Origin of the sequence: Roseibium sp. TrichSKD4 (assembly GCF_000148725.1) — a bacterium.
Lineage (GTDB): Bacteria > Pseudomonadota > Alphaproteobacteria > Rhizobiales > Stappiaceae > Roseibium.
The window spans coordinates 115018-137193 of record NZ_GL476314.1 but is presented as its reverse complement, the minus strand read 5'-3'; the positions used below and the strand labels follow the sequence as shown (position 1 = coordinate 137193).

Below are 22176 nucleotides of genomic sequence, written 5' to 3'. Positions count from 1 at the left end.
TCCTAACCTCTCCGATCTTGCCGTTGTTCAAGGCGTTCAATCAGGTCCTTGGGTACACGAGGCTGCTTGAGAGCTGCCTGCAGACGCGCCTTTCTATCTTCTGGCATGCCACTGGCTTCGACCAGTTTCTGCAGTTCTGCGCGCCGGGATGGCTCAAGAGACACAAGATTGTCGTCGTTCTTTGCAGGCTCGGTTGCTGCACCCGGCGCACCGCGCGGTTCAACCTTGAGTCCGGGTCCGAGATGCGGCAGGCGCTCGCGGACATAACTGCTGCCAAACGGCACCTCGTCAACAACAAGCGTATCTTTCATCCGCCGAAGAATGCGAACCGAGACTTCTGCCAATCGATTGTTGCTATCGACGATCAAGATACGTCCGTCTTCTGTTGCCGCAGTCGCCGGAATCTCGGCAACATTTGACAAAGGCCGTTCCCGCAGGCGGACGGTTACGAAGTCGCCAGGGCGCAAAACAGCATCCTGACTGACATCCAGCGACGCAAAGACAGCGCGCCCGGCTTCTCCCTCACCAACAACAGCTGCAACGCGGTCCAATTGGCCTTTGATCTCAATGGTGCGATCTCCAAGCTCAAGTTCAACCGTAACGTCAGCATCAACCAGCTTGCCCGCATCGTCCAAAAATCTCGAAAACTGCTGGGTAGAGAGGAAAAACCGCGCTTCCAAGGCCTCGGGATCAATCAAAACGCCCAGTGTATCGCTCGGGTTCACCCGGCGACCAAGGACCGCATCCACCTGGTCCAAATACCCATCAAACGGCGCTTCTATAGAGGTTTCGGCGAGAACCCGCTGTGCGTTCTTGACAGCAATTTGCGCACGCTCGACCGAGAGGTCCATGCGCTCAATACGTTTGCGGGCCGTGATGACAGACTGAAGCCGATTGTTGAGTGCCTGCTCCAGTGCGGCCACAGACAGTTGCTCGGCTTCAACCTGAACCGCAGTCGAATAGCCCTTTTTCTTCAGCTGTTTCTGTCGTTCCAGCGCCTGTTTGCGCAATTCCAACTGACGCCGGGCAGCCACCAGCTCCTGCTCAGCCACAACGACGGCCTCTTCGGCCTCGGCTTTTTGCGCCTGCGCATCTGACAAGGCAGCTTCAGAATCCAGAACCGCAAACTCCGCATCAGCCGGATCAATCCGAACCAGCAGATCTCCAGCTGCCACTGCAGCACCATCCCGAAACTTCTTTGCGATATTGACTATTCGCCCATCAGAACTGGCACGCAATTGAAGCGTTCGCCAGCTTTCGATCTCGCCATACGCTGTCGTCACCGGTTGGACGGTCTGCGGCTCAAGGAGCGATACATTGACGGAATAGCTGCGTTCAACCGGAGCACGACCACGAGCCGTTTGTTCTGCGGTCATCGCATTGAAAAGCCGATAGGCTCCAAAGCCAACCGACCCCAGCATCACAGCAATCAAGACTAGCCCCACAATGCCGCGCATCAGGAACTTCATATATCGCGTCCTCCTGGGCCAGTTGCCCGAACACCAGCGAGCACATGCCGCTGCTGAACCTTGCTGAGAAATAGAACACTTTGCTTAGTTTACCACTAAAATTGTGGCCGAATTGCTCTCCCAACAGCAAAAGCCCGGCTTTGAAAGCCGGGCTGCATTCGTCAATCATCTCATCAGAATTTGTAGCTCAACCCGAAACGAACCGTGGATGTGTCCAGATCAGCCCGATACTTTGACCCGCCAAGCGTGAAACTTTCGCGGCCAAAGTCCTGATAAAGATACTCTACACGAGCAGTCAGGTTGTTGCTGATCGCCCCCTCAACACCGGCACCGGCTGTCCAGCCCAGCGCAGTGGTATCTTCAGAAGCGCCATTTGCGTTGATCGACAGATCAGCAATGGCAAGTCCGGCGGTTCCGTAAACCAAAAAGCGATCCATCGCATAGCCAAGACGAGCTCTTGCGGACGAGTTCCAGGCAGAACTGGTCTTCACGTTGACGCCATTTCGGACTGTATTCTCATACAAATCCGTCATCTGGAAATCGAGCTCGACACCAGCAACAATGTTGGGAGTTATCGCGAAATTATAACCACCATGAACACCACCCGAAAATCCATTGGTGTCATGGTCGAAGGACCCGGTTGGTGAGGATGTCGTATCAAATCCGCTCCATACCCAACCAAGGCTGCCACCAGCATAGGCACCAGACCAGTCAAATCTGCCAGATGGCGCCGGTTCATATGTGGTGTCGTAAGTTGGTGCTGCTTGCGGAAGATCGGCGGCGTAAGATGGGGCCAAACCAGCAACCGAAACAGTTGCGGCGATGGCTGCACAGGCAAGTCGTTTCATGACTTTATACTCCAAACGGCATTTGAAACTTGTGCGGATGGCCATCAAGGGCATCCCCACACTCCCCCGCCCGGAGATATGGTGTGCATTTGTGGCAAAGTGAGTGAGAGAATTTGATTATTCGGTGTCACATGCAGGCATTTTAATGACAGGATTAAGATGTCGTTAAGGCATGCCAAGCAAGGAAGATTGAGGAGATCCCGCTGTCAGAACCTTTTCGCGAGACAAACTATTGCGTATAAGGCCAGCGATCCCATGTATCGCTAAAACACGCTTTGCACGGCCCATCACGCTGACCCCAATCGGACACACTAATGCTTTTTGAATATCTCAGCCTCGTTGGAGGTCTCGTTGTCCTTATTGTCGCCGGGGATATACTCGTCAGAGGGTCAGTGGGCGTCGCCCAAAAGCTTGGGATCCCCAACCTTGTTATCGGTCTGACAATCGTCGCGTTCGGCACCTCAGCCCCTGAACTCGTCATCTCGCTCGGCGCTGCACTTGAAGGCTCTGGCGGCATAGCGATCGGCAATGTGGTCGGCTCCAACATTGCCAATGTACTGCTTGTGCTTGGCTTGCCGGCTCTGATCGCAGCGACAGCTTGCGGTGAAGACGGGGCGACCCGCACAGCCATATTCATGGTGGCCGTCTCTGCCGTCTTTATTGCGCTTTGCTTTTTCATGTCTCCGCTGAGCTTACCGGCAGCCCTGATTCTCTTGGGCTTACTGGCGGTATTCCTGGGTGCCTCGGCAATCGCTGCCCTCAAGCACCGCAAGGAACAAAAAGCCAAAGCCGCTGAGATTGCCGAGGATGACGGCCTTCTGGAAGATGTTGAAGGTGTTCCGGACGCCATGGGTATAGCCCTTGTTTACATCGCCCTGGGTCTGGTTGGCCTGCCGCTTGGGGCTCATTTCACCATTGAAGGCGCAACAGCTGTAGCGGAAAGCTGGGGGGTCAGCGATGCAGTGATCGCATTGACAGTGATCGCGCTGGGCACATCCCTTCCTGAACTTGCCACAACTGTCATGGCAGCGATCCGTCAACAAGGCGCCGTCGCCATCGGCAACGTAATCGGCTCAAACATCTTCAATCTGCTAGCCATCATCGGCATCACGACAGCGATTGTCCCGGTTGAAGTCCCGGCGGAAATCTTGAAACTGGACATCTGGGTAATGATGGCGTGTGCGCTTATTCTACTCGGCTTGGCAGCGTTCCGCGTAACACTAGGAAAAATAAGCGGATTTGCGCTCACAGCCGCGTACTGCGCCTACATTTATGTCGTCTACATGTTCAGCATCACTTCTGCTTGAGGTCATTGATCCAGAAAGCGTTTTCCGGCGTAGTCTGACAAACGAAAAATAGGCGGAAAATTGAATGGCAATTGAAAAACCAACTGCTCTGATCACCGGTGGGACAAGCCGCATCGGTCGCGAAATGGTCTTGGAGTTGGCGCAGGCGGGATGGAACGTTGTCGCTCACACGACAAACGAAGCCAGCGACCGGGCGAAAGCTCTTGTTTCAGACGCGGAAACGTTTGAGGGGCATGTGGCGCTCGTAGAAGCGGACCTCACCAATTCCGATCAGGTTTCTGGTCTTTACCAGAAGGCAAGTGCAGCATTTGGCGCACCGCAGGTTCTCGTCAATAACGCGTCAATTTATGAAGATGACGCAATTGGGGAACTCGAGGTCACCAAATTCGATGCTCACTATGCGATCCATGTGCGCACCCCGGTATTCCTCGCTGACGCGATGGCGGCTCACCTTCCCTCCGATCAGGAGGGGCTGATTGTCAACATTATTGATCAGCGCGTTTGGAAACCCACGCCTCAGGCTTTGTCCTACAGTTTATCCAAGACAGCCCTTTGGCGGGCGACGCAAACGTTGGCCCAGGCGCTCGCGCCGCGTATTCGCGTCAATGGCATTGGGCCGGGACCGAGCTTCAAGGCAACTCGGCAAAGCGAAGAAGAATTTTCCCAGCAAAGCCGGTCTGTGCTGCTCAAGCGCGGTCCAGATGCCCGCGACTTTGGCCAAACGGTACTGTATTTCTGGAACACACGCTCCGTGACGGGCCAGATGATCGCGCTCGACGGTGGCCAGCACCTTGCGTGGGAAACACCTGACGTTTTGGATGTTGGAGAATAAGCCACCTCAACTGTCCGCTTAAAGCCGGGGGAAGATGCGATTGCGTGTCTTTCCCTTTTGGGTTCAGAAACCTAAATTGCGGCTATGAGCACCTCCGACGCGACAACAAATTCCAAGACCACTGAAACAAGCGACACCCCGGACGCAGGCTCCATTCGCAAGGGTGTTGACGTCATTGCCGATCAGGTCAAACGTCTACCGAATAGCCCCGGCGTTTATCGCATGTTTGATGAAAACGGCGAGGTGCTTTACGTTGGCAAGGCGCGAAACCTTAAAAAGCGGGTGACCAGCTACACGCGCTTGCAAGGCCAGTCGAACCGCATCATGCGGATGATCCTCTCGACGGCCTCCATGGAGTTTGTGGTCACGCAGACCGAGCCTGAGGCGCTTCTGCTCGAGGCAAATCTGATCAAACGGTTGCGGCCACGCTTCAATGTGCTTTTGCGCGATGACAAATCTTTTCCTTACATCCTCATAAGCGGTGACCATGAAGCAGCGGCTATCGTCAAGCATCGGGGTGCGCGCAAACGCAAAGGCGATTATTTCGGTCCATTTGCATCTGCAGGTGCGGTCGATCGAACAATCAATGCGCTGCAAAAGGCGTTTTTGATCCGAAACTGCTCTGACAGCTACTATGAGAACCGAAGCCGGCCCTGCCTACAGTACCAAATCAAGCGCTGCGCCGGACCCTGCACGGGGCAGATCAGCACGGAAGGGTATGAGGCACTCGTCGCCGAAGCCAAGGCTTTTTTGTCCGGCCGCAGCCAAGCGGTGAAAGAAGATCTAGCCAGACAGATGGAACAGGCGTCCGAAACGCTGGACTTTGAGCGTGCCGCCATTTGCAGAGATCGTCTGGCAGCCCTCTCCCACGTTCAGGCGCATCAGGGCATCAATCCGCAAACCGTGGATGAAGCTGATGTGTTCGCGATCTATCAAGAAGGCGGGCAAAGCTGCGTTCAGGTGTTCTTCTTTCGCACCGGCCAGAACTGGGGCAACCGGGCTTATTTTCCAAAAGCCGACAAATCCATGGATACAGAGAGCATTCTGGAGAGTTTTCTTGCCCAGTTTTATGATGACAAGCCTGCACCAAAGCAGATCCTGCTGTCTCACTCGGTTGAAGAGCTAACTTTGCTTGCCGAAGCCTTGAGCGAACGGATGGGGCGAAAGGTCGACATTGCCGTTCCAAAACGCGGCGAGAAAAAAGAGCTCGTCGATTATGCCTCACGAAATGCAAAAGAGGCATTGGGACGCCGCCTTGCGGAAACATCCAGCCAGACCAAGTTGCTCAAGGGTGTGGCCGAAGCATTTGATCTGGAAACCACGCCGCGCCGGATCGAAGTGTACGACAACTCCCACATCATGGGCACAAACGCAGTCGGCGGAATGATCGTGGCCGGACCGGAAGGACTGGCAAAAGCGCATTATCGCAAATTCAACATCAAGTCCGAAGACCTGACACCCGGTGATGACTACGGGATGATGCGTGAGGTGCTGACCCGGCGCTTTTCCAGGCTTTTGAAAGAACACGAGCGCGAAGCAAAACCTGATCCGCTTCCGGAACCGGATACAGATCAAGCCTCAGACGCAGAAGAAACCCCAAACACGGATGTTCCAGCATGGCCCGATCTAGTTTTGATTGATGGAGGACAGGGTCAGCTGACCGCTGCGCGCGAAACATTGGAAGAACTGGGTGTCACCGATGTACCGCTGGTCGGAATTGCCAAGGGGCCGGACCGCGATGCAGGGCGAGAGAAATTCTTCATCACCGGCCGCCCCTCCTTCATGCTGCCAGAGCGCGACCCGGTTCTCTACTTCGTCCAACGTTTACGCGATGAAGCGCACCGGTTTGCCATCGGCTCACATCGGGCGCGGCGGAAGAAGGATATTTCCAAAAACCCACTGGATGAAATCGCGGGCATTGGTCCCACCCGAAAACGTGCGCTGCTGCGCCACTTCGGCACAGCCAAAGCCGTTTCTAAAGCGGGACTGGAAGACTTGACAGCCGTTCCGGGCATTTCCGAAGCCGTTGCCAAACTTGTCTATAATTATTTTCATGAGGGCTAGAAGCTGATAGGACAGGCGCTCGGATTTGAAAGCAAAGGTTCCCGATGAGCGCCCCTACTCTTGACGACGCCATTTCACTTATTGAGCAAAAGAACTTCGACCAAGCTGAAGCCATTTTGGTGCAATTACGCGCCATGAACCCGGCCAATGCGCGGGTGAACTATGCTCTGGCAGTTGTTGCCATTCAAAAAAACGATCTGATTTCGGCACTGGCTCTTCTGGATGCATCCACGCGGGTCGCGACCGAACAACCCTTTGTCTACTCGACATTTTCCAGCGTTCTGCTGCGCCTAGGCGACAAGACTGCCGCCTACAAGATGGCTAGCAAGGCAACAGCGCTGGCACCAAAATCTTCCCAGAGCCACATTGCGCTCGGAGAGGTTTATGCCGAGCAGGAAAAACACGATCTGGCAATCCAGTCCTATGAAACCGCGCTGACCTATGCGCCTGAAAATGTCAGCCTGCTTGCGATTCTCAGTCGGCATCATCGCAAACTGGGCGACACCGCAAAAGCCGATAGTATGCTTTCCGAGGCGCTCGAAAGAGACAGTCAAAACCCGGATGCCTTGGTTGAAGCCGCATCAGTTGAGGGATGGCAGAACCAAGAGCAGATCGGCACAACGATCGAAAACCTGCTGAAAGATCGTGATCGCGAACCGGACGAAGAGCACTGGTATAACCTGTCCCGCGCCGCAGCTCACCTTGCCGAAAAACGCGGTGATTGGGCGTCAGCCTTTGCACATCACGACAACGACCGAGCAGCGCTTAATCGCCAATACAACACCCAACACCGCGATTGGCAGGTCAAGACTACTTTGCAAAACGGCGTGAGGTGAGTTCTTCCAGCAACCGCCCAATCTTTGTTGTTGGGATGCCGTCTTCCGGCACTCAGGAAATCGAGGCAATTCTGGTCCGTCACCCCAATGTGAAGACCGGTGGCGAGATCGGTTATTTCGGCGTATTGGGCATGCGCTTGTCAGAGGGCGAAGACATTTCACCCAACTATTTCCGCGCAGCCGTCAATATGGGCGGCAAAGATTTCAAGAAAATCGGCAGCGGATACCTGAAGGTTCTGGAAGGCGTCGACCGCAAGGCCAAACACATTGTTGATGTGAATGCCTTCAACTATCAGCACCTGTGGCTGCTGGCTCTCTTGTACCCGAATGCCAGCTTCATTCACGCCTTCCGATCACCGCTGGATGCCTGTGCATCGACTTACACGGCGAAACTGCCGCACGGCCATCACTACAACATCGACCAGAAAAGCCTTGGTCATCATTACCGCACCTATGGAGACATGATGGATCACTGGTCGCAGACACTTCCAGTTTCCGTTCATCATGTGTCCTATGAAGCTCTGATCAACAATCGGGAAGAAGAAATTGGCAAGCTCTTGACCCATGTCGGCCTTGCCCATGATGCTGCCTATATCGAGCGTGAAATGGCAGAGCATGAACCTGTTGGTCAAAACACAGCAGACAAGATCGGTTTTGGAAGGGATCACCAAGAACATCTTGCTGAACTGAGTGGAGCGCTCGGGCCGCTCGCAAAAGTTCGGCTGTCCTGAACCTCAATCCCCACCGCGCAATAAGGGACTTGAAGAGAGTGCGGAAGAGACACTTGATCTTCGGTTGGGCCCCGCTCCTCGGAGCCCTCACCTTTTGTGCGCTGGGCCTCAGCACCTATGCTGCCCCGGATTACTGGTTTAGCGACAATATGTCGTTTTTCCTCCGGCAACTCGGATTTGGCGCACTCTGCGGCGTGATCTGGGGATGTATTCTGATCTTTTCCAGATGGATGAAAGGTCGTCTCTTTAAAGGCGTGACGCTTACACTTGCCGGCGGGCTTGTGCTGCTCACGCTAATGACAACCGTTAGAACCATGGCGCTATCGGAGGATCCAAACAGCGCTGAAACGCCAGACTTGAAACTGATCTCTATCAATCTGGAACGGCTTTATCTGAACGACAAAACCCTGACTGACTATCTGGTGGCTCAGAACGCAGACATTCTGCTGTTCCAGGAAACATTCTGGTGGCAGCAGGACAGGTTATTGGCTCTAGACGGTTTGACGGAGATTGCAGGGCTTGGACCCTATCCTGAGCATCTGGTTCGCGGCGAGCTTGGCCAAACATCCATTTTCTCGAAATTCCCGATCACCAATGTGGAATACATCGAAGTCCCTGCGTCCGACGTCAGAAACCTGACCGGATACCGCGAGATCGTTATCGTGGATATTGAAACACCACAGGGACCAATCCAACTCTTTGCCGTTCACCCGAACAGCCCCCGTTCCCCTACCCGGTGGCAGGAACGCCAAAACTACCTTGATCTCCTGACGGATGCCGTCCGACGGCGGCAACAGGCCTCGGATAGTCCGGTTATCATTATGGGTGACTGGAACACATCACCTTGGTCCTGGCATTTTTTCACCCTTTTGGACGAGACCGGGCTTAACACGGCATTTCCCAACGGCATCCCCCAGACAACACGCTTCTTCTATGATTATCGCCTGCACTGGATTTTAGGCGCCATCGTGGATCACGTGGCTGTCTCCGATGATTTTCAGTTCACCGATGTTTCATTGGGCCCGGATGTCGGCACAGACCACTTGCCGCTCGAAGTCGAGCTGCAAAGAATCGTGGAATAGGCTTTGCGCCATTGAGCGAAGCGGCCCGGTTAAAGACAATGGCGCTGAATTTGCGATTCTGACGCCTGAAAAAAGACAATAGCGAAATGGCCAAGCTCTACTTCAATTACTCATCCATGAATGCCGGCAAGTCGACAGTGCTCCTGCAAGCCTCCTACAACTATGTAGAACGCGGCATGAACACCCTTTTGTTAATCGCCGCCATTGATGACCGGGCCGGCAAGGGCCGCATTGCCTCCCGCATAGGTCTCGCTTCGGGCGCTGACATCTTTTCCTCCCGCGATGACCTTTTTCAGCACACGCAGAACACGATCAACTGCAAGCCAATCCATGCTGTTTTCGTCGACGAAGCACAGTTTCTGACCAAGGACCAAGCGTGGCAGCTGGCCCGGGTCGCCGATGAGTTGAAAATCCCGGTCATGTGCTTTGGCCTGAGAACCGACTTTCAGGGCAACTTGTTTCCCGGCAGCGCGGCTTTGCTTGCAATCGCGGACAATCTAAAGGAAATCAAGACGATCTGCTGGTGTGGACGAAAAGCCACGATGGTCGCCCGGCTGGATGCCCGTGGACAATTTGCCGAAGAAGGTGATCAGGTAGTCATTGGCGGAAATGACACATATGTTTCCCTGTGTCGGCATCACTGGAGCAAACGCCAGTTGCGGCCGGAAGCAGGTGCCGCATCAACGGCTGCCAAAACAGGAATGCGAGAAAAAGAGATGGCAAAATGATCGGCAAACTATTGAAAGGCCTGTTCGGTTCCGGAGAAGCCGGCGGCAAGAAGTCATCCAGCCGCCCACCGGAAACTTACGAAGGGTTCGAGATCATCGCCGAACCAAAACCGGCGGGTGGACAATGGCAAGTGGCTGGTCGCATTGAGAAATCGGTTAGTGAGGAGCGCAAGGTTCATGCCTTCCTGCGCGCAGATACAATGCCCACTGAAGATGAGGCCGCAAGCCATATGGTCAGAAAGGCCAAGGTGATGATCGACCAGCAAGGCGATTCGATCTTCACTTGATCGCCGTGCCGCGTTAGAAAGACCTGACAAAGGTGAACATCTGTTCTCGCAGGTGTTTGTGGAAATAGACGCGTGGCTTGACCAGCATCCAACTGAAATATTGGAATAAATGAAAAGAAACGTAGCGCTGAGCCTGCCGAACCTCCTGACCTATGGGCGCATCGCGGCGGTTCCCGCCGTTGCCGCGTGCTTTTACTTCGAAGGTCACACGGCCCGTTGGGTCGCTGTTGTCCTGTTTGTGATAGCGGCAATTACGGACTTTCTGGATGGCTATCTTGCAAGGGCTTGGCAACAGCAATCCGCGCTTGGACGCATGTTGGACCCAATCGCCGACAAGCTTCTGGTTTCTGTTTGTCTTCTCATGCTGGCTGCAGATGGAACAATTGGTGGATGGTCGCTGGTAGCCGCAAACATTATCCTTTGCCGCGAAATTCTCGTTTCAGGTTTGCGTGAGTTTCTGGCAGGGCTTCAGGTCAGCGTCCCGGTCACACAACTGGCAAAATGGAAAACCACAGTTCAGCTGATCGCGGTCGCGCTTCTCGTGGCGGGCCCCGCTGGAGATGCGGTAATTCCGGGCACCACACTAGCAGGTTTGACCGCCTTGTGGATTGCAGCGGTCCTGACACTATATACAGGATACGATTACTTCCGGGCGGGCATAGGTCATTTGATCGAGGAATAACCTCCAATTCAATGGGATGCCCCTTACATACGAGTGGTAAGCTGTGATTATTCGGTATTTCGCATGGGTTCGAGAAAAAGTCGGCGTTGACGAGGAACAGCTCGTACTTCCAGACAGCATTCAAACCGTTGGCGACTTGACCGCCTATCTTGCCACGATTGACGATAATCACGCCGCGGCCTTCGCTGAAGCCGATACCATTCGCGCTGCGATTAATCAGGAACACGTTGACGCCGACACACCAATCGCCGAGGCTCAGGAAATTGCCTTTTTCCCGCCCATGACCGGAGGGTGATCATGACGATCACACCCAGCGTCCGCGTCCAAGCCGAAAATTTCGATCTAACAGAAGAAACAGCAAAACTAACTGCAGGCCGGTTCGATATCGGTGCTGTTGTCACCTTCACCGGCCTGTGCCGAGATGAAGGCGGGCAGCTGTCGGCGCTGGAGCTGGAACATTATCCCGGCATGGCAGAAGCGGAGATTTCCCGAATTGCAGAAAGGGCAGCAGAACGCTGGCCAATCACGGGCCTGACAGTCATTCACCGCTTTGGAAAGATCGCACCGGGCGAAAATATCGTATTGGTCATTGCGGCCTCGCCCCATCGGCAAGCGGCATTTGATGCTGCCAACTTTCTGATGGACTTTCTCAAGACCCGTGCGCCATTCTGGAAAAAAGAGCACTTGAAGTCTGGGCAGGATAACGGCTGGGTCGATGCCAAAGACTTGGACGAACAGGCTCTGACACGTTGGGAACAAGCCTGACACGTTCGCTTTTTTCTTTGAGCGAGCCCCTTATACAATTAATTTGCGGCCGTCGGTCATGACGGTCTGATATCGTTTTTTTGAAAGGACATCCTTCGTGAGCGCTGATGCGTCCGAAAAGACGGGGTCGGCTTCACAGCCGAATGCCCCGCAAGACGGTTTGACACCTTCTGAAAGCCCCAAAAAGCAACCGCATCCTGGAATGCTGTTTGTAGAATTTGTGGTCGTTGTCGCCGCACTGATGGCGCTCAACGCGCTGGCGATGGACATCATGTTGCCTTCGCTGCCGGAAATCGGTGAGGCGTTCAACATCGTCAACGAAAACGACCGCCAGCAGGTTTTGATTGCCTATATGATCGGGTTCGGCGTCGCCCAGCTCTTCTTTGGTCCTGTCTCTGACGCCTTCGGACGTAGAAAAGTGCTCCTCGGCGGCCTGTTCTTGTATTCCCTTGCCAGTATAGGGTCGTTGATGGCGAACACGCTGGACCATCTGCTGCTTGCCCGCTTGGTTCAAGGCATTGGCTGCGCAGCAACACGCGTGGTCGCCGTTTCACTTGTCCGCGACAGTTATTCCGGACGCCAGATGGGCAAAGTCATGTCACTGGTCATGATGATCTTCATGGCCGTGCCGATTGTTGCCCCGTCCATTGGTCAGGTCATTTTGCTGTTCGCAGACTGGCACTGGATTTTCTCCACACTCCTGATTGCCGGGCTGGTGCTGTTTTTCTGGTGCTATGCGCGTTTGCCGGAAACGCTCTCGCCCGACAATCGTCAAGCGCTTGAGGTTCGCGCAATCCTCAACGCCTACAAGACGGTTGTCACGACCCGCACGAGCCTTGGCTACATGATCGCCTTGAGCTTTGTGTTCGGCGGCTTATTTGCCTTCATCTCCATGTCACAGCAGATTTTTGTCGACATTTTCGACCTCGGCGCCTGGTTCCCGGTGGTCTTTGCCTGCGCCGCCGTCTCCATGGCCATTGCGTCTTTTACAAACTCCCGGCTTGTTGAAAAACTGGGCATGCGGCAGCTCTCGCAAATCGCAACAATTGCGTTCACTCTGCTTGGCGGTGTGATGCTTCTGCTCGCTCTATTAGGTCTTGAAATGCTGTGGTCAACTGTTCTGCTAAGCGCCGGTATCATGGCAAGCTTCGGCTTCATTGGTCCGAATTTCAACGCCATGGCGATGGAGCCCTTGGGGGACATTGCCGGAACTGCGTCCTCGGTGATCGGTTTCGCCACAACACTTGGCGGAGCCATTCTGGGGTTCACCATGGGGCAAATGTTTGATGGAACGACTGTTCCACTCGCCCTCGCTTATACGCTTTATGGCGCTGGTGGATTCCTCGCCATCCTCTTTGCAGAGCGCGGAAAGCTGTTCCAGCCGCATCACGACACCCCGAAAGCACAGTAACGCAAACAAAAAAAGGCGGGTCAAAGCCCGCCTTTTCAATCATTTACCGCACGTATGCCTCTTAAGCGACAGCAGCCGCCGGTGCTGTGCTTTGCGGACGAACCGCCGCGTCATAATCAGCCATAAGGGATTTGGTGATCCCGCCAACTTCAAACGAATACGGACCGATTTCTGCGACAGGTGTCACCTCGGCGGCCGTACCTGTCAGGAAGCACTGTTCAAAATCTTCCAGCTCCTCCGGCATAATTGCGCGTTCAATGACCTCAAGACCGCGCGCTTTGGCAAGATCAATGACGGTTCGACGCGTAATGCCATCGAGGAAACAATCCGGCTTCGGCGTATGGATCTGCCCATCCTTGATGAAGAACACATTTGCGCCCGTCGCCTCGGCAACCTGCCCCCGATAGTCCAGCATCATTGCATCGGCATAACCTTTGCGCTCAGCCTCGTGTTTGGAGATCGTGCAGATCATGTAAAGGCCCGCTGCTTTCGCCTTAAACGGTGCAGTTGCCGGGTCTGGGCGGCGATATTGTGCCATATCCAGACGCAGGCCCTTTAAGCGTTGCTCCGGATCGAAGTAGCTTGGCCACTCCCATGCCGCGATCGCCAGATGAATGGTGTTTTTCTGAGCCGAAATACCCATCATCTCGCTGCCGCGCCAAGCAACGGGACGAATATAAGCGTCAACAAGGTTCATCCGCTTCAGCAGGTCTTCCTTGGCCGTGTTGATTTGCTCTTCGCTCCAGGGAATATCAAAGCCGACTTCCCGAGCGGAGGCCAAAAGGCGCTGCGTGTGCTCTTCGGACTTAAAAATCTGCCCGCCATAGGCGCGCTCACCTTCAAACACGCTGCTGCCGTAATGCAAGCCATGACTAAGCACATGGAGCTTGGCCTCTGCCCAAGGCACATAAGCGCCATCGTACCAAATCTCACCCTCAAGCTGGTCAAAAGGCAAGCCGCTCATCGAAATCTCTCCTGCCCGTTCTTTGCGGAACGAATTGTTGTTTCATGTCGGAAGCAAGCATCACCGTCGGCAGCCAAGCCACCAACCCGCGTCCGCGCTTTGCACGGTGAGACAAGTCCCGGTATCTTGTCTGAACGAATGGGCCAGAAAGGATTCGCGGCAACGCAAATGCGCAAAAACAGACCAAGAAGACCGATCATTTCGCTCAAGACGCCTTATCAGTAACAATCGATCAGAAATAAGTCAATATGGCTGACATAAATTTCGTTTCTCAACCTGCTCACAAACATGCGAGCACGGAGGCTGGTGGCAGCACACCACCAAAAGGCGTGTCCGGACCTGTTCCATACGACCTCATCGAGCTCTTGTTCTTTGCCTATCGGGAGTTCACATCCGATCCGGATGACGTGCTGGCACAATATGGTTTCGGGCGCGCCCACCACCGCGTTCTTCACTTTGTGGATCGGCATCCCGGCATCATGGTCACGGACTTGCTTGGCATCCTGAAAATCACAAAGCAAAGTCTTGGCCGCGTTTTGAAGCAGTTGGTGGATGAGGACTTCATTGAACAACGCCCTGGAGCCGTCGACCGGCGCCAGCGCCTGTTGCATACAACAAGCAAGGGACACGATTTGGCCCGACGTCTGGCGCTCTTGCAGACGGAACGCCTTGATCGCGCCATAAATGACTTGCCAAATGACTCAACTGACGCGGTGAAACAGTTTTTGTTTCAAATGATTGATCCAGAAGCACGCAGCGAAGTTGCCAATCTGATCAACGTTCGCCACGACGAAACCGGAACCAGTTCAGACAAGACATCCAGCGCCCCATGAACGCACATTTGCCAGACGATAATGCCAGCCACCTTCTGCTCGTGGATGACGACCAGCGTATCCGCGACCTCCTGGGACGATTGCTCGCAGAGAACGGTTACCGTGTGACAACCGCTGCAAATGCACAGGAAGCAAGAACGTGCTTGAGCGGCTTGTCTTTTGACCTCTTGATCCTCGATGTCATGATGCCCGGCGAGACCGGGCTGGATTTGGCAAGTTGGCTGCGCGATCACTCGGATGTTCCAATCCTGATGCTGACCGCTCGATCGGACGCGTCAGACCGGATCGCTGGTTTGGAAGTCGGAGCAGATGATTATCTGGCCAAGCCTTTTGAACCAAAAGAACTTTTACTTCGGCTTTCCGCGATTTTGCGGCGCGGCGGGCCGCGGGTCACCCATGTTGCAACAGAGATCAAATTTGGACCGTTCGTCTTCAACCCGGGACGCGGAGAATTAAAAAATGGCGATGCCCCCATTCGCCTGACAGACCGAGAAAAACAAATCCTCTCCATATTCGCCGAACAACCAGGAGCCACCGTTCCCCGCCATAAGATTGTTGGCGATGACAGTGGATTGGGAGAACGGACCGTGGATGTGCAGATCAATCGCCTCCGCCGTAAAATCGAAGATGACCCCGGTAATCCGGTATATCTACAAACCGTTCGGGGCATAGGCTACAGGCTAGCCTGTGACTGAACAACGGACAGATGAAAGCAAGCACAGAGAGCGAATGATCAGTTGGTCCGCCCTCACCGACCGAGTAACCACATCGTTTCCTGTGAGGCCTTTGGTGTGGGCTTATCGGAAAACCACACGGTTTATCTATCGATACATGCCAAAGGGTCTCTACACGCGGGCCCTTTTGATCATTGTCGTTCCGATCCTGCTTTTGCAGTCCGTCTTGGTAATCGTGTTCATGGAACGACACTATGAACTGGTGTCTCAGCGGATGTCGGACGCCGTGGTTCGTGATATCGCGGCGATCGTCTTTGTTCTTGAGAATTTTCCGCAAGACGAAGACAATCAGCTGATTGAAACCATGAGTTCAAAGGCTTTGGGTCTGTCCATGAGCCTGATGCCACCTGAACCACTCCCACCGCCAGCGCCAAAACCTTATTTCGACGTGATTGACCAAGGCCTCAGCCAAGCCATCAGTCAGCAAATCGGCAAGCCGTTCTGGATCGATACGGTTGGTCAGTCGCGATACGTTGAAATCAGGATCCAGCTTGAAAACGCAGTCTTGCGGGTCTTTGCCCGTCGCAGCCAGACATTTGCCTCAAACTCGCATATTTTCTTGGTCTGGATGTTCTCCACATCAATGGTTCTGATCATCATTGCGATGCTGTTCTTGCGCAACCAAATCCGGCCAATTGTGCGCCTTGCAGCAGCTGCAGAAAGTTTCGGCCTTGGACGCCCGGTCGAAGGGTTCAGCGCCAGCGGCGCCCGCGAAGTGCGGAAGGCAGCACATGCCTTCATTGAAATGCGCCGCCGGATCGAACGGCAAATGGAACAACGCACCACAATGCTGGCAGGTGTCAGTCACGATCTCAGAACCATATTGACCCGATTTCGTTTGCAGCTCGCGCTTTTTGGCGACACGCCGGAGAGCGATGCCATGCGCAAGGATGTGGATGAGATGACCCATATGCTTGAAGATTATCTCTCATTTGCGCGCGGCGATGCCGATGAAGTCGCAGAAGAAACCGACGCTGCCCTGTTGCTGGAAGAAATTGAAGAAGAAGCGGAAATCACTGGCCACAATGTGAAAGCAACCTACTCCGGCGATCCAATCGTTAATCTGCGTCGCATAGCCTTCAAGCGCTGCATCGCCAACCTTGTGACCAATGCAGCGAAGTTCGCGACCCAGATTGAGGTCACCGGTGAACATGACGGGGGCTGGTTGACCGTCATCGTGGATGACAACGGTCCTGGCATCCCGACGGGGGAACGCGAGACAGCGCTGCGCGCTTTCCAACGGCTGGATCAATCCAGAAATCAGAACGTATCAGGCAGCGGCCTTGGGTTGGCAATTGCTCGCGATATCGCCCGCTCCCACGGCGGAGACATCTATTTGGAAGACAGTCCACTGGGAGGTCTAAGAGCACGCGTTCGCGTTCCAACCTGAGGTATTTTTAGTAAAGTCGCCCGCCAATCGGAACCGATTTGTCCGGGGAAATCAGAACAACTTCACCCTCCTCATCAGGGACACCGAGCGTTAGAACCTCAGACATAACTGGCCCGATCTGGCGTGGCGGAAAATTGACCACAGCCATAACCCGTTTTCCAACAAGGTCCTCAAGCGTATAATTTTTTGTGATTTGGGCAGAAGTCTTTTTAATACCGATCTCAGGACCGAAATCGATTTTCATCTTAAAGGCGGGTTTACGCGCTTCGGGAAACTCCTCAGCCTCCACAATTTGCCCCACGCGAACATCGACTTTCAAAAAATCATCGAAGGAAATTTGATCACTCACACCATCACCCTACTCATTTATCGAGCCAAGCAAACTGGGCCACTTTCAAATGAGTTGCAAGGAGGTCAGTGGACGGTTGTGGCGTTCGGGTCCGTTTCCGGGTCTTTGTCCGAGGGACTAGACCACTCATCATCCTCCCAGTCCTGAGAGGATGTCTTGCGTTTGCGTTTCAGCATTCCACCAGCTGAGGACAACATTGAGGTAAGTTTGCCAGCACGGTCCAGCATCCGAACTGCTCCCTCACCGCGATCCAGCTCCTGATCTAGAGCTGACATGGTGCGCGGCATGCCCTCGTCTTCTTCGTCCATCCAAACATCAAGGACGCGGGCAAACGCAACGGCAACGCCCTGCGCGATAATTCGACCGCGAAGTCCTGACGCGTCAATTCCGGCAGCTTCCAGCATCCAGACCTGCGATCGCACAGCAACTGGGTTGAGTTCCAAAGCGAGCCCCGGATCACGGCGCACCGCTTTCATGAGAGACCTCAGAGCCTCTTTGTGAGGCTGGAGATGGTCAATCCGCGTCATGAGAACATCAAACAGCCGGTCCCGCGCAGGCTGATCATCCATATCGTCAGCCTGTTCGTCCAGCACCGCTCGGTCAATCCGCATCGCAAAGGCCTCAATCAAGGCGCGCTTGGAAGGATAGCATTCCCGCAGAACCGACATCTTCACACCCGCAGCTTTCGCCAACATGATGGGCTTCACGTCAGAATAGCTGTGCTCTGCCAGAAGCGTCAGAAATGTATCAAGGATCTTCTGCTGAGTTTTAATGGTCGCCATATCTGTCTCCGGATATTCCCAGTAAACATAGGAGCATATGGGCGAAAAGAGAAGGAACTGCGACCAAATGACGGCAACAGATGGTTATTTACCCGCCAATTCACCAGCCCTTTTCACGGCCGCCTGCACAGCCGCTGTCACCAGAGGTTCCAATCCATCGTCAGCCATCAAGACATTAAGGGCTGCAGCCGTCGTCCCGTTGGGAGACGTCACATTCTGACGCAAGGTGGAAGGATCAATGTCTGACTGATGCATCAGCTCACCGGCGCCTGTTACCGTCGCAATAGCCAATTGACGCGCCATGCCTGCTGGCAATCCCACGTCTTCACCGGCTTTGGCCAAGCATTCCGCCATCCAGAAAACATAGGCCGGACCAGACCCACTTACCCCGGTCACAAAATCTACCTGCTCTTCACTCTCCAGCCAAACCACCTGGCCGATGGAAGAAAGAAGCTGAGTAACCGTTTCTTTTTGCGCTTCGGATACCGCTGCCGTTGGGAAAGCGGCTGTTATACCTCGTTTGACCATGGCTGGTGTGTTTGGCATCGCCCGAACGAGGGGAACACGGCCAAATGCGTTTTCAAACACGGAAACCGGAGTTCCAGCTGCCACTGACAAAACAAGCGTATCAGATGCAACAACAGACTTAAGTCCCGGCAAGACCACATCCATCAGCTGCGGCTTCACTGCGATCATCACCAGACCCGGCTGAACATCCTCTGGCGGTCGATCAACCAGCTTTATGCCATGCTTTGTCAGCACCTCGCGCACTTCATCCGGCGGCCCCGGATCACTCACGATAATGGCCGAGGGATCCACTCCCTCAGCCATCCAACCGGACAGCATTGCGCCGCCCATTTTTCCAGCCCCAACAAGTAGGAAGGGGCGTTCATTTGAGAAAGTCATGCTTCTCCAGCAGTTTCAAACAAGGATATCTCGACGGCTTCGTCCGCAGACTTACCAGCCCAGATAACAAACTGGAAGGCCTGATAGTAGCGTTCACAATTCTCCAGAGCGTTGGTCAGCATGCCTTCAATTTGGCCGGAATTTGCCTCAGCGCCCGCAGCCAGCAACAGAGACTGGCGGAACATCACAACACCTTCCGTATGCCAGAGGTCAAAGTGGCCCATCCAGAGCTGTTCGTTGACCAATGCAAGGAGACGGACAATTTCATTTTTCCGCGGTTCAAGCACCTTGAGGTCAAAGGCCACGGCAAGATGAAGGGCTTCGACTTCCTCCATCCACGAAAAGGAAACGTGATAGTCGCACCAGCTTCCCGCAATGGAAATCGTGATCTCGTCATCGCCTGACCGTTCAAAGGTCCAGTCGTTCAAGGCGGCAACTGTCTCGATTGCATCGACGGGATTATCAGGTCGCTCGAATTCAAGTTCGATAAGGCTCATGGCCGTCTCCCTTTCGAGCCGGAAAGCCATGCCGGTCAGCGTCCGATCACGGCCCTCGGGCGGGTTCCAAGGTGGTGGAGCGACCTTTAACTGAACGCGACTTCTTCGGTGCTCCGAACGAATCCCCGTTACACAAGAGTATAAGAGCATGACAGAATTATGCGATACCAATCAGTGGATTGAGGTACTCGGAAAACTGTGGACGGCGCTTAGCAAAAAGTCAAAAAACGATAATGATCTCCGCAGGTTACCGCGAAAACCAACCACCTGTTCAAAACCACGGCAAAATTCCGTGATTTGCCTGATCAATCAGACTTTTTCTCAAGTTCCGCGAGTCGGGCTTCCAGTTCTTCTACACGATCAAGAGCGCGAACAGCCATTTCCTTGACCACTTCATGCTCTTCCCGTGAAACCAAATCCATGTCGGAGAGGAACCGCTCGGCTTGCGCGCGAAACGCAGTTTCCACTTCACGGCGGGCACCTTGCGCCACACCGGCAGCATCAGTCATGAGTTTAGCAAAATCATCCAGAAACCGGTTTGGGCCTTGCGTCATGGAACACTCCTTCAAACGCCGAAAAGTCTGATAGACACCTATGTGGCTTTGGCAACAAGTTCAAGACACGGTCGACTTTGCCAACCGCATAATCGCGCCAACCCTTGACGACAGACGCTGACTTGGGCAAGCGTCTGGCAACGCTCCCGCCTTTCAGGCACCTGCCTCACTGGCATTTTGATCTGGGACTTGATCTTGACCCCTCTACTTGCCCTCCCGTTTCCGGCCATTGATCCCGTTCTGGTGGAAATCGGCCCCGTCGCCATTCGCTGGTACGCGCTCGCCTATATCGCCGGCATCCTGCTTGCATGGCGTTATATGCGTCTTCTTGTGCTGAATGATCGGTTATGGGGCGAAGGAAAACGCCCAAGCGAGCAAGACCTCGACGACTTTGTTTTGTGGGGTACACTCGGCATCATCGTTGGCGGTCGCCTCGGTTATGTTCTCTTTTATAACCCCGTTCATTTTCTGGCCAATCCCGGCGAAATCCTGGCCGTGTGGACCGGTGGCATGTCGTTCCACGGAGGTTTTCTGGGAACCGTGATTGCCATGGGTCTATTTGCCTACACTCGCGGGATTTCCATCTGGACATTGTTTGATTTGGCCGGGTGCGCTGCCCCCATCGGCCTTTTCTTCGGACGCATAGCAAACTTCATCAACGCTGAACTATGGGGACGGACAACCGATGTACCGTGGGCATTCGTGATTCCAGGCGCCGGACCGGAACCGCGCCATCCAAGCCAGCTCTATGAAGCAGCGCTAGAGGGTGTTTCGCTCTTTCTGGTTATTCGGCTTCTGAGCCATCGGTTTGAGCTGTTAAAGAAACCCGGTTTTATCGCAGCGCGTTTGCCTTCGGGTATGGTCTGGGAAGGTCGATTGCAGAGCTATACCGCGTCCCAGACGCTCATATCGGCTATTTTGGTAATTTTCTCACCATGGGAATCCTGCTGTCATTGCCGATGATGCTGATAGGCCTTGCGGTCATGGTCTGGTCTGCAAAACGTGCAAAAGCCGCGGCATGACGACACCGCTCCTCGCCAAGCTGAAGAAGCGGATTGTGGCCACAGGGCCACTGTCTGTCGTAGACTACATGTCCGCGTGCCTTGCTGACCCGGATCACGGCTACTACACCACGAAGGAGCCCTTTGGTGAGATGGGAGATTTCACCACAGCCCCTGAAGTCAGCCAGATGTTTGGCGAACTTTTAGGTGCCTTTTGCCTACAGGCCAGCGATATTCTGCAGCTTGGCGAGCCATTTCAGCTTGTCGAGCTGGGGCCGGGGGGTGGCACCTTGATGGCGGATTTCCTTCGCATGGCCGCGCTTCAACCAGGTTTTATGGAGAACGCGCAACTAAACCTCGTCGAAATGAGCCCTCGCCTCAGAGAAAAACAAGCAGACACACTCAAGCACGCGCCACTGGCTCCCACCTTTCGGGACATGTTCTCTGAGGTTCCAGATGGCCCACTCATCGTGATCGCAAACGAGTTCTTCGACGCTTTGCCAATACGTCAGTTCATCAAAACCGAATTAGGCTGGAGCGAACGGATGGTGGGCCTCAATGATGAGGGTAACCTCTCGTTCGGTATCGGTGTTGCCCAGCTGGAGCAATCAGCGCTGCCCGCTTATGCCGCTCACGCTCACCGCGATGCGGTGTTGGAAACCCAACCTGCTGCAAACGCAATCGCTTCGCAGATTGCAGAGCGAATAACGCGATTTGGCGGTTTGGCACTCTTCATTGACTACGGGTACACCAAATCGGCGCTCGGAGACACACTTCAGGCACTTTACAAACACGCATATGACGATGTGTTTGCACACCCCGGTGCAGCTGACATCACCGCTCACGTGAATTTTGAAGCACTCGCGCGCTCTGCAGCCCAAGCTGGCGCACACGTCCACGCCCCGCTGACCCAAGGCGACTTCCTTGTCAAGCTTGGTTTGCTCGAAAGAGCTGGTGCATTGGGATATGGCAAAGACCCGAAAACGCAGGAGTGCATTCGGGACGCGGTGGAACGCCTTGCAGCCCCGGACCAGATGGGTGACTTGTTCAAGGTTTTGGCGATCACCCACAAGCCATTAGCCTTGCCCCCATTCGATCTGCTGTGGCACCCTATCTAAACTTTG

General features: G+C 54.3%; 24 protein-coding genes and 1 pseudogene. 17 read left to right on the top strand and 8 right to left on the bottom strand.

Features of this window, described 5'->3' with window-relative positions; translation table 11 throughout:
* Positions 1-2: 2 nt before the first annotated feature.
* A complete protein-coding gene (locus TRICHSKD4_RS12705) occupies positions 3-1469 on the bottom strand; it encodes an efflux RND transporter periplasmic adaptor subunit (RefSeq protein WP_009759419.1) in 1467 nt (488 codons plus the stop codon).
* A 173-nt stretch (positions 1470-1642) separates the two neighbouring features.
* Positions 1643-2362 carry an outer membrane protein gene (locus TRICHSKD4_RS12700; RefSeq protein WP_208993081.1) on the bottom strand — a complete coding sequence of 240 codons (720 nt, stop codon included), beginning with the start codon at positions 2360-2362 and terminating at the stop codon, positions 1643-1645.
* A gap of 269 nt (positions 2363-2631) precedes the next feature.
* Here TRICHSKD4_RS12700 and TRICHSKD4_RS12695 point away from each other — a divergent pair, with 269 nt between their 5' ends.
* From TRICHSKD4_RS12695 to TRICHSKD4_RS12640, 12 genes are all read left to right on the top strand, one after another.
* Entirely contained in the window at positions 2632-3624 is a 993-nt protein-coding gene (locus TRICHSKD4_RS12695) for a calcium/sodium antiporter (protein ID WP_009759417.1), read from the top strand.
* A gap of 64 nt (positions 3625-3688) precedes the next feature.
* A complete protein-coding gene (locus tag TRICHSKD4_RS12690) occupies positions 3689-4456 on the top strand; it encodes an SDR family oxidoreductase (RefSeq protein ID WP_009759416.1) in 768 nt (255 codons plus the stop codon).
* A gap of 84 nt (positions 4457-4540) precedes the next feature.
* The gene (gene uvrC, locus TRICHSKD4_RS12685; RefSeq protein WP_009759415.1) at positions 4541-6520 is read left to right on the top strand and encodes an excinuclease ABC subunit UvrC; all 1980 of its coding nucleotides are present in this window, start codon (positions 4541-4543) and stop codon (positions 6518-6520) included.
* Positions 6521-6564: 44 nt separating this feature from the next.
* A complete protein-coding gene (locus TRICHSKD4_RS12680) occupies positions 6565-7356 on the top strand; it encodes a lipopolysaccharide assembly protein LapB (RefSeq protein ID WP_009759414.1) in 792 nt (263 codons plus the stop codon).
* Positions 7353-8087, top strand: a complete 735-nt coding sequence (locus TRICHSKD4_RS12675) for a sulfotransferase (protein WP_040616806.1) — start codon at positions 7353-7355, stop codon at positions 8085-8087. The genes TRICHSKD4_RS12680 and TRICHSKD4_RS12675 overlap by 4 nt, the downstream gene beginning before the upstream one ends.
* Positions 8088-8125: 38 nt before the next feature.
* Positions 8126-9169, top strand: coding sequence for an endonuclease/exonuclease/phosphatase family protein (locus tag TRICHSKD4_RS12670; RefSeq protein ID WP_139052096.1), 1044 nt, complete (start codon positions 8126-8128; stop codon positions 9167-9169).
* Between the two features lie 86 nt (positions 9170-9255).
* Complete coding sequence (locus TRICHSKD4_RS12665; protein ID WP_009759411.1) at positions 9256-9897, top strand: thymidine kinase; 642 nt, start codon at positions 9256-9258, stop codon at positions 9895-9897.
* Positions 9894-10184 carry an HlyU family transcriptional regulator gene (locus TRICHSKD4_RS12660; RefSeq protein WP_009759410.1) on the top strand — a complete coding sequence of 97 codons (291 nt, stop codon included), beginning with the start codon at positions 9894-9896 and terminating at the stop codon, positions 10182-10184. Before TRICHSKD4_RS12665 ends, TRICHSKD4_RS12660 begins: the two co-directional genes overlap by 4 nt.
* A 109-nt stretch (positions 10185-10293) precedes the next feature.
* Entirely contained in the window at positions 10294-10866 is a 573-nt protein-coding gene (gene pgsA / locus TRICHSKD4_RS12655; RefSeq protein ID WP_009759409.1) for a CDP-diacylglycerol--glycerol-3-phosphate 3-phosphatidyltransferase, read from the top strand.
* A gap of 43 nt (positions 10867-10909) precedes the next feature.
* Positions 10910-11161, top strand: coding sequence for a molybdopterin converting factor subunit 1 (gene moaD / locus TRICHSKD4_RS12650; RefSeq protein ID WP_009759408.1), 252 nt, complete (start codon positions 10910-10912; stop codon positions 11159-11161).
* A 2-nt stretch (positions 11162-11163) separates the two neighbouring features.
* The gene (locus TRICHSKD4_RS12645) at positions 11164-11631 is read left to right on the top strand and encodes a molybdenum cofactor biosynthesis protein MoaE (protein WP_009759407.1); all 468 of its coding nucleotides are present in this window, start codon (positions 11164-11166) and stop codon (positions 11629-11631) included.
* Positions 11632-11728: 97 nt separating this feature from the next.
* Positions 11729-13042 (top strand): multidrug effflux MFS transporter, encoded by a 1314-nt coding sequence (locus TRICHSKD4_RS12640; RefSeq protein ID WP_009759406.1) that lies wholly within the window; start codon positions 11729-11731, stop codon positions 13040-13042.
* 61 nt (positions 13043-13103) lie between these two features.
* Here the strand turns inward: TRICHSKD4_RS12640 and TRICHSKD4_RS12635 are convergent, their stop codons facing one another.
* On the bottom strand, positions 13104-14006 hold the full coding sequence (locus TRICHSKD4_RS12635) for a branched-chain amino acid aminotransferase (RefSeq protein WP_009759405.1): 903 nt from the start codon (positions 14004-14006) through the stop codon (positions 13104-13106).
* Positions 14007-14254: 248 nt separating this feature from the next.
* Here TRICHSKD4_RS12635 and TRICHSKD4_RS12625 point away from each other — a divergent pair, with 248 nt between their 5' ends.
* From TRICHSKD4_RS12625 to TRICHSKD4_RS12615, 3 genes are read left to right on the top strand one after another with little or no spacing between them, the layout of a single operon-like run.
* Positions 14255-14839 (top strand): MarR family winged helix-turn-helix transcriptional regulator, encoded by a 585-nt coding sequence (locus TRICHSKD4_RS12625; protein WP_009759403.1) that lies wholly within the window; start codon positions 14255-14257, stop codon positions 14837-14839.
* Positions 14836-15534 (top strand): response regulator, encoded by a 699-nt coding sequence (locus tag TRICHSKD4_RS12620; RefSeq protein ID WP_009759402.1) that lies wholly within the window; start codon positions 14836-14838, stop codon positions 15532-15534. Before TRICHSKD4_RS12625 ends, TRICHSKD4_RS12620 begins: the two co-directional genes overlap by 4 nt.
* A 34-nt stretch (positions 15535-15568) precedes the next feature.
* Positions 15569-16963, top strand: a complete 1395-nt coding sequence (locus tag TRICHSKD4_RS12615; protein ID WP_040616854.1) for an ATP-binding protein — start codon at positions 15569-15571, stop codon at positions 16961-16963.
* A 7-nt stretch (positions 16964-16970) separates the two neighbouring features.
* Here the strand turns inward: TRICHSKD4_RS12615 and TRICHSKD4_RS12610 are convergent, their stop codons facing one another.
* The 5 genes from TRICHSKD4_RS12610 to TRICHSKD4_RS12590 form a co-directional block, all read right to left on the bottom strand.
* Positions 16971-17312 carry a tRNA-binding protein gene (locus TRICHSKD4_RS12610; protein WP_009759400.1) on the bottom strand — a complete coding sequence of 114 codons (342 nt, stop codon included), beginning with the start codon at positions 17310-17312 and terminating at the stop codon, positions 16971-16973.
* Between the two features lie 65 nt (positions 17313-17377).
* Entirely contained in the window at positions 17378-18094 is a 717-nt protein-coding gene (locus TRICHSKD4_RS12605) for a TetR/AcrR family transcriptional regulator (RefSeq protein ID WP_009759399.1), read from the bottom strand.
* Between the two features lie 84 nt (positions 18095-18178).
* A complete protein-coding gene (proC, locus tag TRICHSKD4_RS12600) occupies positions 18179-19000 on the bottom strand; it encodes a pyrroline-5-carboxylate reductase (protein WP_009759398.1) in 822 nt (273 codons plus the stop codon).
* Complete coding sequence (locus TRICHSKD4_RS12595) at positions 18997-19497, bottom strand: YbjN domain-containing protein (protein ID WP_009759397.1); 501 nt, start codon at positions 19495-19497, stop codon at positions 18997-18999. Before TRICHSKD4_RS12595 ends, proC begins: the two co-directional genes overlap by 4 nt.
* Positions 19498-19802: 305 nt before the next feature.
* Positions 19803-20051, bottom strand: a complete 249-nt coding sequence (locus TRICHSKD4_RS12590; RefSeq protein WP_009759396.1) for an accessory factor UbiK family protein — start codon at positions 20049-20051, stop codon at positions 19803-19805.
* A gap of 189 nt (positions 20052-20240) precedes the next feature.
* Here TRICHSKD4_RS12590 and lgt point away from each other — a divergent pair.
* Together lgt and TRICHSKD4_RS12580 are read left to right on the top strand one after the other, a co-directional pair.
* Positions 20241-21073, top strand: a pseudogene (lgt, locus tag TRICHSKD4_RS12585) (prolipoprotein diacylglyceryl transferase).
* Positions 21070-22170, top strand: a complete 1101-nt coding sequence (locus TRICHSKD4_RS12580) for a class I SAM-dependent methyltransferase (protein WP_009759394.1) — start codon at positions 21070-21072, stop codon at positions 22168-22170. The pseudogene lgt and the gene TRICHSKD4_RS12580 overlap by 4 nt, the downstream one beginning before the upstream one ends.
* The last annotated feature ends 6 nt before the right edge of the window (positions 22171-22176 follow it).

Bases quoted from the DNA above. Each gene is read 5' to 3' on its own strand.
- TRICHSKD4_RS12620 (WP_009759402.1), top strand. From the start codon at position 14,836: ATGAACGCACATTTGCCAGACGATAATGCCAGCCACCTTCTGCTCGTG.
- TRICHSKD4_RS12580 (WP_009759394.1), top strand. From the start codon at position 21,070: ATGACGACACCGCTCCTCGCCAAGCTGAAGAAGCGGATTGTGGCCACA.
- TRICHSKD4_RS12625 (WP_009759403.1), top strand. From the start codon at position 14,255: ATGGCTGACATAAATTTCGTTTCTCAACCTGCTCACAAACATGCGAGC.
- uvrC (WP_009759415.1), top strand. From the start codon at position 4,541: ATGAGCACCTCCGACGCGACAACAAATTCCAAGACCACTGAAACAAGC.
- TRICHSKD4_RS12590 (WP_009759396.1), bottom strand. From the start codon at position 20,051: ATGACGCAAGGCCCAAACCGGTTTCTGGATGATTTTGCTAAACTCATG.
- TRICHSKD4_RS12660 (WP_009759410.1), top strand. From the start codon at position 9,894: ATGATCGGCAAACTATTGAAAGGCCTGTTCGGTTCCGGAGAAGCCGGC.
- TRICHSKD4_RS12700 (WP_208993081.1), bottom strand. From the start codon at position 2,362: ATGGCCATCCGCACAAGTTTCAAATGCCGTTTGGAGTATAAAGTCATG.
- TRICHSKD4_RS12605 (WP_009759399.1), bottom strand. From the start codon at position 18,094: ATGGCGACCATTAAAACTCAGCAGAAGATCCTTGATACATTTCTGACG.
- TRICHSKD4_RS12645 (WP_009759407.1), top strand. From the start codon at position 11,164: ATGACGATCACACCCAGCGTCCGCGTCCAAGCCGAAAATTTCGATCTA.
- pgsA (WP_009759409.1), top strand. From the start codon at position 10,294: ATGAAAAGAAACGTAGCGCTGAGCCTGCCGAACCTCCTGACCTATGGG.
- TRICHSKD4_RS12665 (WP_009759411.1), top strand. From the start codon at position 9,256: ATGGCCAAGCTCTACTTCAATTACTCATCCATGAATGCCGGCAAGTCG.
- TRICHSKD4_RS12695 (WP_009759417.1), top strand. From the start codon at position 2,632: ATGCTTTTTGAATATCTCAGCCTCGTTGGAGGTCTCGTTGTCCTTATT.
- TRICHSKD4_RS12615 (WP_040616854.1), top strand. From the start codon at position 15,569: ATGATCAGTTGGTCCGCCCTCACCGACCGAGTAACCACATCGTTTCCT.
- TRICHSKD4_RS12705 (WP_009759419.1), bottom strand. From the start codon at position 1,469: ATGAAGTTCCTGATGCGCGGCATTGTGGGGCTAGTCTTGATTGCTGTG.
- proC (WP_009759398.1), bottom strand. From the start codon at position 19,000: ATGACTTTCTCAAATGAACGCCCCTTCCTACTTGTTGGGGCTGGAAAA.
- TRICHSKD4_RS12595 (WP_009759397.1), bottom strand. From the start codon at position 19,497: ATGAGCCTTATCGAACTTGAATTCGAGCGACCTGATAATCCCGTCGAT.
- TRICHSKD4_RS12680 (WP_009759414.1), top strand. From the start codon at position 6,565: ATGAGCGCCCCTACTCTTGACGACGCCATTTCACTTATTGAGCAAAAG.
- TRICHSKD4_RS12635 (WP_009759405.1), bottom strand. From the start codon at position 14,006: ATGAGCGGCTTGCCTTTTGACCAGCTTGAGGGTGAGATTTGGTACGAT.
- TRICHSKD4_RS12690 (WP_009759416.1), top strand. From the start codon at position 3,689: ATGGCAATTGAAAAACCAACTGCTCTGATCACCGGTGGGACAAGCCGC.